This window comes from Holdemanella sp. MSK.7.32 (assembly GCF_024460475.1).
Lineage (GTDB): Bacteria > Bacillota_I > Bacilli_A > Erysipelotrichales > Erysipelotrichaceae > Holdemanella.
This window is the reverse complement of sequence record NZ_JANFYN010000050.1, coordinates 1-15,008: the sequence shown is the minus strand read 5'-3', so window position 1 is coordinate 15,008 and position 15,008 is coordinate 1. Positions and strand designations below refer to the sequence as shown.

Annotated in this window: 17 protein-coding genes; 14 read left to right on the top strand and 3 right to left on the bottom strand. The window is 35.8% G+C overall.

Annotation, left to right across the window (positions count from 1 at the left end; all coding sequences use genetic code 11):
• Positions 1–108 precede the first annotated feature (108 nt).
• Positions 109–1,194, bottom strand: coding sequence for an FAD:protein FMN transferase (locus tag NE544_RS10240; protein WP_256269261.1), 1,086 nt, complete (start codon positions 1,192–1,194; stop codon positions 109–111).
• Positions 1,195–1,330: 136 nt separating this feature from the next.
• Here NE544_RS10240 and NE544_RS10235 point away from each other — a divergent pair, with 136 nt between their 5' ends.
• From NE544_RS10235 to NE544_RS10205, 7 genes are read left to right on the top strand one after another with little or no spacing between them, the layout of a single operon-like run.
• The gene (locus NE544_RS10235) at positions 1,331–2,623 is read left to right on the top strand and encodes an RnfABCDGE type electron transport complex subunit C (RefSeq protein ID WP_227990886.1); all 1,293 of its coding nucleotides are present in this window, start codon (positions 1,331–1,333) and stop codon (positions 2,621–2,623) included.
• Positions 2,624–2,634: 11 nt separating this feature from the next.
• The gene (locus tag NE544_RS10230; RefSeq protein WP_256269260.1) at positions 2,635–3,777 is read left to right on the top strand and encodes an RnfABCDGE type electron transport complex subunit D; all 1,143 of its coding nucleotides are present in this window, start codon (positions 2,635–2,637) and stop codon (positions 3,775–3,777) included.
• Positions 3,774–4,283 carry an FMN-binding protein gene (locus tag NE544_RS10225; RefSeq protein ID WP_256269259.1) on the top strand — a complete coding sequence of 170 codons (510 nt, stop codon included), beginning with the start codon at positions 3,774–3,776 and terminating at the stop codon, positions 4,281–4,283. Before NE544_RS10230 ends, NE544_RS10225 begins: the two co-directional genes overlap by 4 nt.
• A gap of 13 nt (positions 4,284–4,296) precedes the next feature.
• Entirely contained in the window at positions 4,297–4,956 is a 660-nt protein-coding gene (rsxE, locus tag NE544_RS10220) for an electron transport complex subunit RsxE (RefSeq protein ID WP_117571603.1), read from the top strand.
• Between the two features lies 1 nt (position 4,957).
• A complete protein-coding gene (locus tag NE544_RS10215; protein WP_117571602.1) occupies positions 4,958–5,533 on the top strand; it encodes an electron transport complex protein RnfA in 576 nt (191 codons plus the stop codon).
• The gene (locus NE544_RS10210; protein ID WP_256269258.1) at positions 5,533–5,715 is read left to right on the top strand and encodes a hypothetical protein; all 183 of its coding nucleotides are present in this window, start codon (positions 5,533–5,535) and stop codon (positions 5,713–5,715) included. The genes NE544_RS10215 and NE544_RS10210 overlap by 1 nt, the downstream gene beginning before the upstream one ends.
• Before the next feature lie 2 nt (positions 5,716–5,717).
• Complete coding sequence (locus NE544_RS10205) at positions 5,718–6,026, top strand: (Fe-S)-binding protein (RefSeq protein ID WP_118114485.1); 309 nt, start codon at positions 5,718–5,720, stop codon at positions 6,024–6,026.
• Between the two features lie 28 nt (positions 6,027–6,054).
• Here NE544_RS10205 and NE544_RS10200 read toward each other — a convergent pair whose 3' ends face one another.
• On the bottom strand, positions 6,055–7,689 hold the full coding sequence (locus tag NE544_RS10200) for an NFACT family protein (RefSeq protein ID WP_256269257.1): 1,635 nt from the start codon (positions 7,687–7,689) through the stop codon (positions 6,055–6,057).
• Positions 7,690–7,794: 105 nt separating this feature from the next.
• On the opposite strand from NE544_RS10200, the gene gmk reads away from it, so the two are divergent.
• The 7 genes from gmk (at position 7,795) to rbfA (ending at position 13,309) form a co-directional block, all read left to right on the top strand.
• Positions 7,795–8,373, top strand: a complete 579-nt coding sequence (gmk, locus tag NE544_RS10195; RefSeq protein ID WP_117923877.1) for a guanylate kinase — start codon at positions 7,795–7,797, stop codon at positions 8,371–8,373.
• A gap of 96 nt (positions 8,374–8,469) precedes the next feature.
• Positions 8,470–8,928, top strand: coding sequence for a ribosome maturation factor RimP (gene rimP / locus NE544_RS10190; protein WP_117923879.1), 459 nt, complete (start codon positions 8,470–8,472; stop codon positions 8,926–8,928).
• A 10-nt stretch (positions 8,929–8,938) separates the two neighbouring features.
• Entirely contained in the window at positions 8,939–10,552 is a 1,614-nt protein-coding gene (gene nusA, locus NE544_RS10185; RefSeq protein WP_256269256.1) for a transcription termination factor NusA, read from the top strand.
• Between the two features lie 11 nt (positions 10,553–10,563).
• Positions 10,564–10,824 (top strand): RNase P modulator RnpM, encoded by a 261-nt coding sequence (rnpM, locus tag NE544_RS10180; RefSeq protein ID WP_117571801.1) that lies wholly within the window; start codon positions 10,564–10,566, stop codon positions 10,822–10,824.
• The gene (locus tag NE544_RS10175) at positions 10,817–11,107 is read left to right on the top strand and encodes a ribosomal L7Ae/L30e/S12e/Gadd45 family protein (RefSeq protein ID WP_256269255.1); all 291 of its coding nucleotides are present in this window, start codon (positions 10,817–10,819) and stop codon (positions 11,105–11,107) included. The genes rnpM and NE544_RS10175 overlap by 8 nt, the downstream gene beginning before the upstream one ends.
• An 8-nt stretch (positions 11,108–11,115) precedes the next feature.
• Complete coding sequence (infB, locus tag NE544_RS10170; protein WP_256269254.1) at positions 11,116–12,969, top strand: translation initiation factor IF-2; 1,854 nt, start codon at positions 11,116–11,118, stop codon at positions 12,967–12,969.
• A gap of 1 nt (position 12,970) precedes the next feature.
• On the top strand, positions 12,971–13,309 hold the full coding sequence (rbfA, locus tag NE544_RS10165) for a 30S ribosome-binding factor RbfA (RefSeq protein WP_256269253.1): 339 nt from the start codon (positions 12,971–12,973) through the stop codon (positions 13,307–13,309).
• Between the two features lie 281 nt (positions 13,310–13,590).
• Here rbfA and NE544_RS10160 read toward each other — a convergent pair whose 3' ends face one another.
• Positions 13,591–14,775 (bottom strand): acetyl-CoA C-acetyltransferase, encoded by a 1,185-nt coding sequence (locus tag NE544_RS10160; RefSeq protein ID WP_118114491.1) that lies wholly within the window; start codon positions 14,773–14,775, stop codon positions 13,591–13,593.
• Positions 14,776–15,008: the final 233 nt, after the last annotated feature.

The window sequence follows — 15,008 nt, the reverse complement described above, 5'->3', positions numbered from 1 at the left end:
AAAATATACAAAAAAAGACAATTTCATTTCGAAAATTGCCTATATACAATAAAAAGCCTATGTCCTTACGAAAAGGTATAGGCTTTTGTCAACAATCTGAGAGTAACTCTAATTGACAAGAGTTACTCTGTTTTTTATTTTATCCGTTGTGATTATTTTATAATCTTTTGTTTCTAAATCCGATGAAACATCACTATCTTTATCTACGATCCATATCGCTTGTACATCATAATCCAGTGTGGATAAATATTTCTTTCCATCTTCTACACTCATACAGAACAACGTTGTACTTAAGGCGTCGGCCTTGCCTGAATCTTTTGTGATGACAGTTACACTTCGAACATAGTTTGCAGGATAACCGGTTTTAGGATCAATGATATGGGAATATTTTTTATTCTTATATGTAAAATATCTTTGGTAATCTCCACTTGTAACTAAACAAGTGGCTTTTTTTGTTGAATATTGAACTAGGGCATCACTTGCATCTGGACTTTGAATACCAATCTTCCAATTTGCGCCATCTTCTTTTTCACCAAGTAAGACAACATTACCTCCCGCATTGATATATCCATTGGTTAGACCAGCTTTATTTAATGCTTCTTTGGCAAGTTGAGCCGTATATCCTTTGGCAATGGCACCAAGATCGATGGATAGTTCTGGATCTAAGTAAGATACTTCATGACCAGATATTTGAATTTTATCTAAGTCAATATGATTTAAAGCTTCTTGAATCTTGTCATCACTTGGAGGGATTTGTGTGTTTTCTCTAGCCTCATGCCATAGATTTAAAAGTGCGCCTTGGCTGATATCAAATTGTGAGTTTTCAGACTGCATCTGCATGGCTAGTTTTAAACAATCTATAAAGGTTTCATCCATTTGAATCGGATGATTATAAGCTTCATGATTTAATGTATATAGGTTATTCATATTTTTATAGGCGTGGTACTGATCAAAGCGTTTATTGTTTTCTTTAAATGTCTTTCTTACAATCTTTGTATACTTGGCAAAATCGGCTTGTGAACATGAGCAATTAAGTGTAATGGGCGTGTCAAAGCCAACATCTGTTAATGTAACGTTTAGGTTTTCTGTTGTTTCATTACCTTTATTTTGAACAAAGAATATAACGGAACTAATAAAGATGAGAAAGCATACGGATATAACCAGCCAGGATAGAATGGATTTATTTTTTTGCATAAAAGTATTATAGGATGAAATGAATTTAATGTAAATGTCAGTATATATTTGAATTGTGGGAAATTGTCAAAAAATTCTTGAACTTGTGAAAAAAAAGGCCTATGATTAAAAAGTGTAAATGGGAGGTAGGATTTATATGTCACTATTTTTAGGACCAATGAGACAGCATATCCCTGGTAAAAAAGAATTGACAGAAAAGTCTGAATTATTACATCTTATGCCTAAAAAGGAAGTCTATATTCCTTTGGTTGCAGGCCGTACTTTAGACTTTGATATTCTTGTTGAAGAGGGAGATACTGTATCCGTTGGAACAAAGCTGGCTGAAACAAAGTCAGGTTTTTATGTGCCAATTTATTCAAGTGTTTCTGGAACTTACAAAGGAATTGTTAAGCGTATGCACAATTCTTTGCGTCCACAAAATCACATGGTGATTGAATGCGATTTTAAACAAACCAAAGTTCAATCTTTTGCGCCATTAGACTGGCAAAGTGCTACTCGTGAAGCGTGTGTTGATTTTGTAAAGAATGCAGGTATTGTTGGTTTAGGTGGAGCTGGTTTCCCAACCTATGTAAAATATATGAAGCCAGACGGAGTTGATTATGTTTTGATCAATGCCGTAGAGTGTGAACCATATATCACAGCCGATTATCGATCTGTCATGGATGATGCCAAAGATTTAGTTACAGGTGCAAAAATCATGAAGAAAATGGCTGAAGCTAAAACGGTTTACATTTGTATTAAAGAGTCTCACCCAGATTTAATTGAAAAAGTGAAATCTGTATTGACAGATGCGGCTGGTGTTGAGGTTCGTCCAGTCCCTGATGTGTATCCAATGGGTTGGGAACGTGTTTTAGTGCGTGAAGTATTACATAAAGAATATGGTGGATTACCTGCTGAAGCGGGTGCTATCATCGGAAATGCTTCAAGTGCCATCGCGATTGCGAAAGCCTTTGAAAAAGGAGAAGCCATCACACAAAAGAATCTAACGGTTAGTGGGGAATGTGTAAAAGATCCTCACAACGTATGTGTACCTGTTGGTATGCCTGTTAGTGAAATTATCGAAGCTTGTGGTGGATATACACAAGATACTGTCCGCTTGATTTCAGGTGGACCTATGATGGGTAAAACCATTGTCAATGATATGTTTGTCGTTGATCGTGCTATGAATGCATTAACTGTACTTCCAGCTGCAAACGATGATGCGATCGCATGTTTACGTTGCGGTAAATGTAGTGATCATTGTCCAAGTGGTTTACAGCCAGTAAGAATTACAGCTGCATTGAAAGCCAATGACGTTGACGAAATGTCAAAACGTGGCGTTATGAGTTGTATCGAATGTGGAATGTGTACATATATTTGTCCATCTCATATTGATGTAACTGAAAATGTTCGTAAGGCAAAACGTATTGTTATGCTTAAGAAAAAGTAGGGAGGATTCAAATGAAATTTACTTTTCATGTAAGTCCAAGCATTAAGAATAACTTGTCAACACAACGTATCATGAAAGAATTATCTTTAAGTTTACTTGTTGTGTTTGCAGCAGCCGTTATTTACTATGCCTCTGCATGGGGAGCTAGTGCTGCTTTACATTGTGTTCTTTTATTAGCTTGTTCTTTAATTACTACATTCGTTTGCGAATCCATTTTCGCAAAGATTATGAAGAAAGATGTTAAAACTTTCTTAAAGAGCTCATTTGGATGGGTAACAGCTATCATTTTAACTTTGATGGTACCTGTGAATATGTCTTGTTATGCAGTTATTATTGCGACAGTATTCGCAATTGTACTTGCAAAATTATTATTTGGTGGTTTTGGACAAAACATCTTTAACCCTGCAGCTGTAGGACGTGCTGTGATTCTACAAGCTTTTACAGGTGTTAGTGTAGGTCTAATTTCACAAGCAACACCAACAACAGTGATTGCGAGCACTTATCATTGGTTACCAAGCAATGCGGCTGTATTGGATTCATTCTTGTCTCAATATGGAGGCTTTGCAGGTCTAGCTTTAGGAACATATCCTGGATCTATTGGTGAAACATTCTCAATCTTGATTTTGATTATTGGTGTAGTACTTGCGGTTCGTCAAATTATTGATTGGAGAGTTCCGGCTGTATATTTAGGAACAATCTTTGTGTTAACAGCTGTTGTAGCGGCTATTACAGGCATTGATTCATACCATGGAATTCCAGCTATTATCTGGTATCCATTATTGCACCTATTAACTGGTGGTGTTATTTTTGGTGCTGTATTTATGTTGACAGATCCAGTCACAAGTCCAACAAGTGCAAGTGGTCGTGTTGTATTTGCGATGGGTGCAGCAATTTTAACAACTTTAGTTCGTTTAAAAGCAAATCTTCCAGAAGGATGTTTATATTCCATTTTATTGATGAATATGTTTACGCCTTGGATCGAATCTTGTTTCGATGGAAAACAATTGGAATTGGTAAAAAAATCAAGAATTGTTTGTGTATGTCTAGCTTTGATTGGTTTAGCTATAAGCTTCTATGCAGCTAGTTCCATTCAAAAGGTAGATACGGTTCCTGAAACTGCAGCTGTTGTTGAAACAGTGGAGGTAACACTATGAACAAGATCGTACATTTAGGTTTATTCTTGGCTATTGTTTCAGCCGTTGCCGGTGGTGCCTTGGCATTTGCGAATCAGATGACGGCCCCTGTTATTGCTGCAAATAACGAAAAACAAGAAAAAGAATCATTATTAGCTATGTATCCAGATGCGAACGCCAATGATTTTAAATTGGTAGATGCAAAATTGGATTCTAAAACGGTTCAAAAGGTTTATGAATATAAAAACGTTTATATCTTCAACATGAGTGTAAGTGGATATAAAGAAGGAACTGTATTCTTAGTTTCTATTAATAAAGATAGTAAGAAAATCGACAAATACAATGCCATCAGCAATGGCGATACAAAAGGTTTAGGATCACAAGTAACAGAAGCTCCATTTAAAAAATCTCTAGAAGGTAAAGATGCGACTGGTGAATTGGATACAATTTCTGGTGCGACTGTTTCTTCTGGACCTGTTGTTAGTGGTATTCATGAAGCGGCAAAACTTGTCGATACATTAAAGTAAGGAGGTTATCTAGATGAATCGTTTTGAAAACTTTAAAGCGGGTTTAATTAAAGATAACCCAGTATTCTCATTGTTCTTAGGAATTTGTTCAACACTAGCCATTACTACAACTGTAAACAATGCGATTGGTATGGGTGTTAGTGTTATTATCGTATTGATCATGTCCAACGTGATTATTTCATGTGTTCGTAAAATTACGCCAGATGAAATTCGTATTCCTGTTTATATTGTCATCATCGCCACATTGGTAAAAATCATTCAAATGTTGATTCAAGCCTATGCGCCAAGTTTAAATACAAGCTTAGGTGTATTCATTCCGTTGATTGTAGTTAACTGCATTATCTTGGGTCGTGCAGAAGCTTTCGCAAGTAAAAACGGCGTTTTAGATTCAGCTCTTGATGGTTTAGGAATGGGTTTAGGATATACTCTAGCAGTACTAGCGATGTCATTTATTCGTGAATTGATTTCAACAGGTGGAATCAAAGTGGTAAACCCATTTAACGAAGCGCAAGTTTGGTTAAACTTACACATTATTCCCGAAGACTTCACAGTGAGTATCTTTGGATCTAGTGTTGGAGCCTTCATTACATTTGCGGTTTTAGCCGCTGCTGTTGGTGCTTATAAACAACATGTAACAGCAAAAGAAGAAGCTGCAGCGAAGGAGGAAAAGTAAGATGGGTGAATTAATGGCACTTTTAGTAACGAGTGTTTTAGTTAACAACGTTATCTTAACTCAATTCTTAGGTATGTGCCCATTCATGGGTGTTTCTAAAAAGAAAAGCTCAGCAATCGGTATGGGTGTTGCCGTTGTCTTCGTTATCGTTGTTGCAGCACTTGTTACATATGCACTTTATTATTTAGTACTTGTACCTTTACAACTTGAATTTATGGATTTGATTACATTTATCTTGGTAATCGCTTCTTTAGTTCAATTAACAGAAATGTTCATTAAAAAGACAAGTCCTGCACTTTATAAATCATTAGGTGTTTACTTACCATTGATCACGACAAACTGTGTTGTTTTGAATGTATGTTTAGTAAATATTTCTAATAGTTATAACTTTGCACAAATGTTAGTATACTCAATCGGTACTCCATTAGGATTTGCCCTTGTATTATTCATTTTCTCTACAATTCGTGAAAGACTAGAACAAAGTGAAGTTCCAAATGCATTCGTTGGTAATCCAATCGCCTTGATTGTGGCTGCCATCATGGCTATGGCATTCTCTTGCTTTACAGGAATTGTATAATGAAATATTTATTGGCAATATTGTTCTTTGGTGCATTAGTCGCCATCTATATTGTTTTGTATTTAATGAATAAAAAAACACCCAGACCAGAAGGGTGTGAAGATTTAAAAGCGGATTGTGATGGATGTAAGGATTATGCCTGTACAAACAATCCAGCTCATAATCAAGTGAAGGGAGAATAAATATGGTAATCGTAGCCGTAATTATGATGCTTGTACTTGGTGCAGTACTTGGCTTAGGTCTAGGTGTTGCCGACAAATATTTAAAAGTAGAAGCAGACGTACGTGTAGAGAAAGTAACATCATTACTACCTGGATATAACTGTGGTGGTTGTGGATTCCCTGGATGTAGTGGTATGGCTGAAGCTTTGGTATCAGGTGATATGGATCATATCGCCTGTAAACCTTGTAAAGCAGAAAAGCGTCAAGAAATCGTTGATTACTTGAAAAACACACCAGGTCCTGATGGTTCTACAGTCGAAGTAAAAGGATAAAAGAAAGAGATGGAATTTTCCATCTCTTTTACTTTATTTGATGATTTTTAATGATTTCTAATAAATAATTTTCATCTGGGTCAATATAAATGGTCTTATTGGATTTCATTGTCACAAAACCAATCTTAGATCCAGGTACCTTTTTGATTTGTGAGATCAAACAATAATCTACGGGTACAGAACTTGAATCTTTGCCTTTGGAGTAATACGCGGCTAACATTGCACATAATCGAATTTGTGGTTCAGTAAAGTCTTCACTCTTTAATAGTACGTGAGAACCATGATAGTCTTTCACATGGAACCATAAATCATTCTTTCTAGAGACTTGGTGTGTTACATAGTTATTTTGTATGTTATTCTTACCTACATAGATTTCGCAATCATCAAACACTAAATGAAGGACATTTGGCTTATTGTTCTTCTTTTTACGTTTATTGTCCTTTTTAGGCATCAATACACGTTGTTTAACAAGTTCCTCTCGTATTTCTCCAGCATCAAAGACACTGCAGTGTTGAAGCTGTTCTTCGAGTTGTGTATAGTATTCAATATCTTGTTTACATTGTTCAATTTGTTCTTCTAAGATCACTAAACTACGCTTCATCTTATGATATTTCTGATAGTATTTATTCGCATTTGTTTTTAGATCATAACGCATATCAATTGGAATTGTTACATCTTCATTGGTTTCAAAAGAAGGTAATACAATTGTTTTTTCTTTTTGAATCTGGTACATATACGCAAAGATCAAATCACCATATTCTTGATATTTATGATAATCTTTTCCATCTTCTAAGGCTTGTTCTAGCTTTGGAAGTTTTTTTGTTTGCTTTAATTTTTCCTTTTCTACAGTACGAATGATATCGCCATATTGTTCTTTGATCCGCTTTTTTTGTTCATCTTCTTCATATAAATGATTTAGGCCTTCCATGATCGTATAGGTCTTTGGTTGTTCATTTAAATGTTTGAGTTCAATACAATGAAAGTCTTTTTTATAGATATAGAGTATATTTGAATTCACTACTTCATTTAATATATCGATGTATTTTTCGTTGTTTTTTATGCGATACATAAATTCATTGGATAGTAAGGGTGAAAAGCCATAGATCTGTTTAACAAGACTTTGATCTAAATCGATATCTTTGATTTCGAATGGATTTTTCTTCTCTGGTTGAGTAGGAGCTACATACTTTGCGCCTGGATGAATGAATCTTTTGGCATTTTCAAATACAGGAATACGTTTTAATGCATCTACAATTACGCCATCTTTAACTAAGATCATATTGGCGTATTTTCCCATGAGTTCGATATTTAGATCGTATTTCACAAGGTCTTGAAATTCATTGCGACAAGATAAGTGTAAACATAAAATGCGGTCATAGCCTACTTGTTCAAAAGATTCGACAATGGCTTGTGAACAGAGCTTTCTTAAGACCATCACAAAGTTGGATGGTTCTGGTTGAATGCTGGGAATAAAGTTTGCGATATATACACGGTTTGTGTTGGAATGTACATTAATGACAAGCTTTTGGTTTCCTTCATTTCGTGTGTGTAGATGAATCAATATTTCTTCATCGCTGATATTTTGTATTTTACCAATTTTACATGGGGTATATGCGTTTAATTTTTCTTGAATATTGTATAAAAATAATCCGTCAATAGCCATAGTGGACCTCCTTAGTCTGATAAGAATTATAACATAGTTAAATTAAATTTGACACACATGGTTTGGACTTGTAAAATGGATGAAAAGAGGGAGAGCAAGATTGTCATGCAAAGAGGTTTATTAATCATTTTGAGCGGTCCTAGTGGTGTTGGAAAAGGGACAATTCGAAAATATTTTGAAACAGATGAACGTCTAAATTTGGCGTATTCTACATCAATGACAACACGTAAACCACGTGCTGGAGAAGTGGATGGAAGAGATTATTTCTTCTCAACACGTGAAGATTTTGAGAAAGCCATTCAAGAAGGTGGGCTTTTAGAGTGGGCCGAGTTTGTCGGAAACTATTATGGAACACCTTTAAAGGAAGTCAATCGTTTGCGCGATGAAGGAAAGAATGTCTTATTGGAAATTGAAGTGCAGGGAGCGATTCAAGTACAGGAAAAGTGTCCAGATGCGATTTCTATCTTTATTATTCCACCTTCAATGGAGGAATTGGAAAGACGTATTCGTGGTCGTAGCACAGAACCTGAAGAAATCATTCAACAGCGTCTTGCCAAGGCAAGCAATGAAATGAAGATGGTATCACAATACAAATATATTGTATGTAATGATGATCCAAAGCTTGCAGCTGAGCTAATCAAGACGATTATTCTTCGTCATGTTGAGCTTGAAGAAAACAAATAGTTGCAAAAAAAGCTTTTTTGTGCTATAAATAGATTGTATAGAAATTCGAGGAGTGGGTCGTACCACTCCTTATATTTTGCTACTAAGGAGAAATGTATGGACAATCTTAAAGAATGGATTGAAGAAGTTCTTAATGACAATGGATGCCATTTGTATGAATTAGAATGGATTACAAATCAGGGCACACCATTATTAAGAGTTTCGGTTGAAAAAGAAGACGGTACAATGGATTTGGATACTTGTGCGACTTGCTCAGATGCGATTGGCACAATGCTTGATGAAAAAGACTGGTATGCCAAAGAATACATGCTTGAAGTTTGTTCGCCAGGAGCGGAAAGAGAGCTTCGTACGGATGAAGAAATTCAAAGGGCAGTTGGCAAATATGTTTTTGTCAAAATGAAAGATCCAAAACAAGGCTTAGATCAAGTCATCGGTGATCTAATTGAAGCTACAGAAAATGATGTAACGATTTCATATCGTGATAAAACAAGAACAAAGAAGATCACTATTGAAAAGAGTAACATTCAGCTGATTATGACGGCTGTAAAGGTATAGGAGAAAAAAGATGAAATCAAAAATTAAAGTTGCAGATTTAGCAAAAGCTCTACAGGGCATTGAAACAGATCGTCAATTAACGAAAGAAATTGTTGAAGATGCTTTAAAAGAAGCTTTGACAAAGGCTTACCGCAAACACATCGAAATTCCAGATGCTTATGTTCGTGTGGATGTTGAGGCTGGAACGATTCACATTTATCACGAGCGTATGGTTGTTGAAGAAGTGGAAGATGATGAATTAGAAATCGAATTGGAAGAAGCTCAAAAAGAAAATCCAAACATTCAATTAGGTGATATGGTTGGAGAAGAAGTAGATTTTACAGATTTTGATCGTGCGGCTGTTGTACTTGCCAAAAACGTAATGAAACAAAAGATTCGTGAAGCCGAAAAAGCATTGGTTTACGAAGAATATTGTGACAAAGTCGATGAAATGGTTTTAGGAACGATTGAAACGGTTGAAGAAAAATTCGTCATTGTAAATATTGGTAAAACGTTTGCGATGATGAAAAAATCAGCTCAGATTCCAACAGAACATTATAAGGAAGGCGACAACATCTTAGTTGTGATTACTGAAGTCAACAAAGAAACAAAGGGTGCTCAAGTTTTAGTGTCTCGTGCAACTCCAGTATTTGTTCGTCGTTTATTTGAACGTGAAGTTCCAGAAATCTACAATGGAATTATTGAAATTAAAGCTATTGCTCGTGATCCTGGTGAAAGATGTAAGATTGCCGTTTATTCACACAATGAAAACATTGACCCAATTGGAGCATGTATTGGTCCTCGTGGAAGTCGTGTACAAACAATCATTGAAGAATTGAATGGTGAGAAAATCGATATTTTCGAATGGTCTGACAACATTAGTGAGTTAATTGCGAATGCATTAAGCCCTAGTGTGGGTGTTGCGGTGATTCCAAATGAAAATGTAAAAGATGGATTGATCGTAGTTGTTCCAGACAACCAATTGTCATTAGCGATTGGTAAGCGTGGTAAAAATGCGCGTTTGGCTGTTAAATTAACAAATCACAAGATCGATATCAAATCTGAAAGTGAAATGCAGGAATTGGGTATTGATTACATGGCTATTAGTGCAAAAATGCAAGAAGAATACGAAGAAAAGAAAGCCAAAGAACGTGCTTATAAGCAACAACAGAAGATTGAAGAATTAAAGTCAAATGAAACTGATATCGAAAATATTGATGTAGCTGATTTTACTTATGAAGATGAAGAAGTGGATGCTGTTGAAGAACATTCTCAAGATACTTTATTTGAAAAAGAAAATACAGTTGAAGAAAAAAAAGTCGATGAAATGGAAGAATTGGCTCGTATTGCGAAACAAAATCGTAAAGAAAAGACAGCTGCCGATGTCAAAGAATACACTTCTAAATTTGAATCTATGGCGGATGCTTCAAACAAACAAGAGGAGCCTCAAATTTCTAAACCTAAAAAAGAAAAGGTTGAGGAAGAAAAGAAACCAGTTGAAGTAAAAAAATTCAACTACGAAGATATGAAACCAATCTATTCAGAAGAAGAGTTGGCTGAAATCGAAGAACAGGAATATGAAGATGAAAATGCCTGGGACGATGATGTTGACTATGAAGAATATGACGAATATTATGATGACTAGGAGTTGGTTTCATGCGTAAGATTCCAATGCGAAAATGTGTCGTAACACAAGAGCGTTTCCCAAAAAAAGATTTGATTCGTGTGGTACGTACACCTGAACAAACAATTGAGATCGATTTGACAGGTAAAAAGAATGGGCATGGTGCTTATATTTCTAAAAGTTTAGAAACGTTGGCTCTTGCCAAAAAGAATAAGGCTTTACAAAGAGCTTTAGAAACTGAAATTCCCGATGAAGTCTATCAGGAATTAGAAGCAATCATTACCAATGAATAAAGTTACGAATTTGATACAACTGGCTTATCGTGCTGGTAAAGTAGCAAAGGGTGATTCTTTACTTGTTAGTATTCAAAAATCTCAAGCAAAACTTGTACTTGTATCTTCTTTATGCGGACAAAACCGTATGAAGAAGATTCAGGATAAATGCACATATTACAATGTGCCGTATATAGTGGTAGAACCATCTGTATTAGATGATGTTTCTTATAAAAAGATGAGTGCTATTACGATTGTAGATAGTGGCTTTGCCAAAGCGATTATCGAAAAGATGAAAGGTTAGGTGATTCGATGGCTTATAACAACAACAATAAAAACAAAAAGAAACCAAATCGAAAAGGGCATAAGAGTTCGTATCAGTCTAATGCACCTAAAAAGGAAGAAGCAGTAAAGGAAATCACATATAGTGATGCGATTACTGTAGGTCAGTTAGCACAATTGCTTCACAAAAATAGTTCTGAAATCATTAAATTCTTATTTATGATGGGAAATATGTCAACAATCAATACAGTATTGTCTGATGAGGATATTGAATTGATCTGTATGAACTTCAATGTGGAAGTACATAAAGAGGTTGTTGTTGACGAAGATGATATTGAAGAACAACTTCAAAATGTAGAAGAAGATGAATCTAAATTAGTACCTCGTCCTCCTGTTGTCACAATCATGGGTCACGTTGACCATGGTAAAACAACATTATTGGATACAATTCGTAAAGCGAATGTTACGGAAAATGAATTTGGTGGTATCACACAGCACATTGGTGCATATCAGGTATCATTAAAGGGTAGAAAGGTAACATTCTTAGATACACCAGGTCACGAAGCATTTACAGCTATGCGTGCTCGTGGAGCCGAAGTTACCGATATCGTTATTATCGTTGTTGCGGCGGACGATGGTGTCATGCCACAAACAAAAGAAGCGGTAGACCATGCCAAAGCTGCAGGTGTTCCAATTGTAGTTGCGGTAAATAAAATTGATAAGCCAGGCGCAAATCCAGATCGTATCATGTCTGAAATGAGTGAACTTGGAATCATGCCTGAAGAATGGGGTGGAGATACAATCTTTACTCAAGTTTCTGCTAAAAAGGGAACTGGTGTTCCAGAATTGTTGGAAACAATGTTGCTAGTGGCGGATATGCAAGAATTAAAGGCAAATCCAGATACAAATGCTTCTGGTACAGTAATTGAAGCCAAGTTGGATAAAGGTCGTGGACCTGTTGCCACATTGTTAGTTCAACGTGGTACATTACATACAGGAGATAGTGTTGTAGTTGGTACTAGTTATGGTCGTGTTCGTAAAATGACAAACGATCGTGGTATGGAAATCAAACATGCTGAACCAAGCTGTCCAGTAGAAATCATTGGTTTAAATGAAGTTCCTAGAGCTGGTGATGTATTCATGTCTTATGATAGCTATAAGAAGGCTGCTGAAATTGCAGGTCATCGTTTGGATAAACAAATTGAAAAAGAACGTAATTCAACAAGCGCTATGTCTTTAGAAGATTTAGCTAAGAAAATTGATGAGGGTGATGTTCAAGAAATCAATGTCTTGATCAAAGCCGATGTTCAAGGTTCTGCCGAAGCTTTAAAGGCAAGTATGGAAAAGCTAGAAGTGGATGGAAATGTTCGTATCAATGTCATCCGTTCCACTGTAGGTACTATTACTGAATCAGATATCTTATTGGCAAGTGCTTCAAATGCGATTATTTATGGATTCAATATTCGTCCAAGTGCTGCTATTCGTAAAAAAGCGGAAGAAGAAGGTGTTGAAATTCGTTTGCACAACATCATTTATAAAGCTTTAGAAGAATTACAAGCAGCTATGAAGGGTCTGCTTGCACCAGTATATGAAGAAGTTGTCATTGGTCAGGCGGATGTTCGTCAGATTTATAAAGTTAGCAAGGTGGGTACGATTGCCGGATGTATGGTTACAGATGGTAAGATGAAGCGTGATTGTAAAGTACGTTTGATTCGTGAAGGTATTGTTGTTTATACTGGTAAACTTGGATCATTACGTCGTTTTGAAAATGATGTTAAAGAAGTTATAAATGGTTACGAATGTGGTATGACAATTGAAAACTTTAACGATATTAAAGTAGGAGATATTATAGAAGGCTTCGAAGATCAGGAAGTGGAAGAATAGTATGTCATTAAAAACAGAACGTATGGAGATGACAATTCAAAGAGAGATTTCACACATTCTTCAATTTGAATTGAAAAATCCGAACTTAGGTTTTTGCACGGTAACGGATGTACAATGTACAAATGATTTATCACAAGCTAAAGTGTATGTTACATTCCTTGGTAAACAAGGTCGTAATGATGCAGGTATGCGTGTTTTAAATCAATCAAAGGGTTTCATTCGTTCCGGTGTTGCAAAGAAAATCAAGATCCGTAAGATGCCTGAATTGATTTTTATTCAAGATACAAGTCTTGAACAGGGAAATAAGATTGAAAACATCTTAAAGGAAATAGAAAAATAGAGAAGACTTAACGATCTTCTCTTTTTTTGTTTGTCGATAGTATTAAGGAACAGAGTCCTAATGGTAGATAAGTAAAATTCTTTGTTAAGAAGTATGTGAATATAAAACATATCCCTGCGAAAATAAATAATATTCGATTTAGATTTGTGTTCATAGTTATAGTAGCTCCTTTAAATTGATTATAACAGAAAAATTTGTTGAATTGTAAAAAGCAAAAAAAAAAGAGATTCAGTTTATTGGCTGAATCTCTTTTTGAAGTAGTTAGTTATTATTAATGCAAATTAGTCACGTTCTACGATAGTAGCACAACCCATACCACCACCGATGCAAAGTGTAGCTAAACCTTTCTTAGCATCACGTTTTTGCATTTCGTGAAGTAAAGTAACTAGGATACGGCATCCACTAGCTCCAACTGGGTGTCCTAATGCTACGGCTCCACCGTTAACGTTAACTTTGCTCATATCGAATCCTAATTCTTTAGCAACAGCAACTGATTGAGCAGCGAAAGCTTCGTTTGCTTCGATTAAGTCCATATCATCAACCGTTAATCCAGTTCTTTCCATAACTTTACGAGTTGCAGCAACTGGTCCAATACCCATAATTTCTGGTTCAACACCAGCTAATGCACCTTGTACCCAAGTAGCCATTGGTGTAACACCTAATTCTTTAGCTTTTTCTTCACTCATAACAACGATTGCAGCAGCACCATCATTGATTCCTGAAGCATTACCAGCAGTTACCATTCCGCCTTCTTTACCAGAGCAGCAACGTAATTTAGCTAATGTTTCTACAGTTGTTCCTGGACGAGGTCCTTCATCCACTTTGAATTCAACGATTTCTTTTTTAACTTTAACTGGAACTGGTACGATTTCATCATCGAATTTGTGTTCAGCCATAGCTTTTTCTGCTTTTTGTTGAGAGTTAGCTGAGAATTCATCTAATTCTTCACGAGTTAAGTTCCAACGATCACAGATGTTTTCAGCAGTGATCATCATGTGGTAGTGGTTGAATGCATCTGTTAATGCATCATTTACCATTGTATCAACGATAGTAGCGTTGTTCATACGGTAACCGAAACGTGCTTTAGTCATAGCATATGGTGCCATTGACATGTTTTCCATACCACCAGCAACAACGATATCAGCTTGACCAGCCATGATCATTGCAGCGGCTTGGTTAACACAGTTCAAACCAGATCCACAAACAACGTTTAATGTTACGGCAGGAACTTCAATTGGTAGACCAGCTTTAATACTAGCTTGACGAGCAACGTTTTGTCCTTGAGCAGCTTGGATAACGCATCCCATTAATACTTCGTCAACTTGTTCAGGTTTAACACCTGCACGGTTCAATGCTTCTTTAATAACAATTGAACCTAATTCAGCAGCTGGAGTGTTACTTAAAGCTCCACCCATTTTACCAATAGCAGTACGACATGCACCTGCTAAAACTACTTTTTTTGTCATATTAATATTCCTCCATGTAAGACTATTAGTCATTTACCTTTTAAACTTTAACATAGTGAATGATGAAAATCAATCACAAATTAAAAAATTCACAAGTGAATTTAAAGAAATAAGGAGAACATGTCTCCTTATTGCAGATTGTTGACAAAAGCCTATACCTTTTCGTAAGGACATAGGCTTTTTATTGTATATAGGCAATTTCCAAAATGAAATTGTCTTTTTTTGTATATTTT

Bases quoted from the DNA above. Each gene is read 5' to 3' on its own strand.
- rnpM (WP_117571801.1), top strand. From the start codon at position 10,564: ATGCGTAAGATTCCAATGCGAAAATGTGTCGTAACACAAGAGCGTTTC.
- nusA (WP_256269256.1), top strand. From the start codon at position 8,939: ATGAAATCAAAAATTAAAGTTGCAGATTTAGCAAAAGCTCTACAGGGC.
- rsxE (WP_117571603.1), top strand. From the start codon at position 4,297: ATGAATCGTTTTGAAAACTTTAAAGCGGGTTTAATTAAAGATAACCCA.
- NE544_RS10235 (WP_227990886.1), top strand. From the start codon at position 1,331: ATGTCACTATTTTTAGGACCAATGAGACAGCATATCCCTGGTAAAAAA.
- infB (WP_256269254.1), top strand. From the start codon at position 11,116: ATGGCTTATAACAACAACAATAAAAACAAAAAGAAACCAAATCGAAAA.
- NE544_RS10160 (WP_118114491.1), bottom strand. From the start codon at position 14,775: ATGACAAAAAAAGTAGTTTTAGCAGGTGCATGTCGTACTGCTATTGGT.
- NE544_RS10210 (WP_256269258.1), top strand. From the start codon at position 5,533: ATGAAATATTTATTGGCAATATTGTTCTTTGGTGCATTAGTCGCCATC.
- gmk (WP_117923877.1), top strand. From the start codon at position 7,795: ATGCAAAGAGGTTTATTAATCATTTTGAGCGGTCCTAGTGGTGTTGGA.
- NE544_RS10175 (WP_256269255.1), top strand. From the start codon at position 10,817: ATGAATAAAGTTACGAATTTGATACAACTGGCTTATCGTGCTGGTAAA.
- NE544_RS10215 (WP_117571602.1), top strand. From the start codon at position 4,958: ATGGGTGAATTAATGGCACTTTTAGTAACGAGTGTTTTAGTTAACAAC.
- NE544_RS10205 (WP_118114485.1), top strand. From the start codon at position 5,718: ATGGTAATCGTAGCCGTAATTATGATGCTTGTACTTGGTGCAGTACTT.
- NE544_RS10230 (WP_256269260.1), top strand. From the start codon at position 2,635: ATGAAATTTACTTTTCATGTAAGTCCAAGCATTAAGAATAACTTGTCA.
- NE544_RS10240 (WP_256269261.1), bottom strand. From the start codon at position 1,194: ATGCAAAAAAATAAATCCATTCTATCCTGGCTGGTTATATCCGTATGC.
- NE544_RS10200 (WP_256269257.1), bottom strand. From the start codon at position 7,689: ATGGCTATTGACGGATTATTTTTATACAATATTCAAGAAAAATTAAAC.
- NE544_RS10225 (WP_256269259.1), top strand. From the start codon at position 3,774: ATGAACAAGATCGTACATTTAGGTTTATTCTTGGCTATTGTTTCAGCC.
- rimP (WP_117923879.1), top strand. From the start codon at position 8,470: ATGGACAATCTTAAAGAATGGATTGAAGAAGTTCTTAATGACAATGGA.
- rbfA (WP_256269253.1), top strand. From the start codon at position 12,971: ATGTCATTAAAAACAGAACGTATGGAGATGACAATTCAAAGAGAGATT.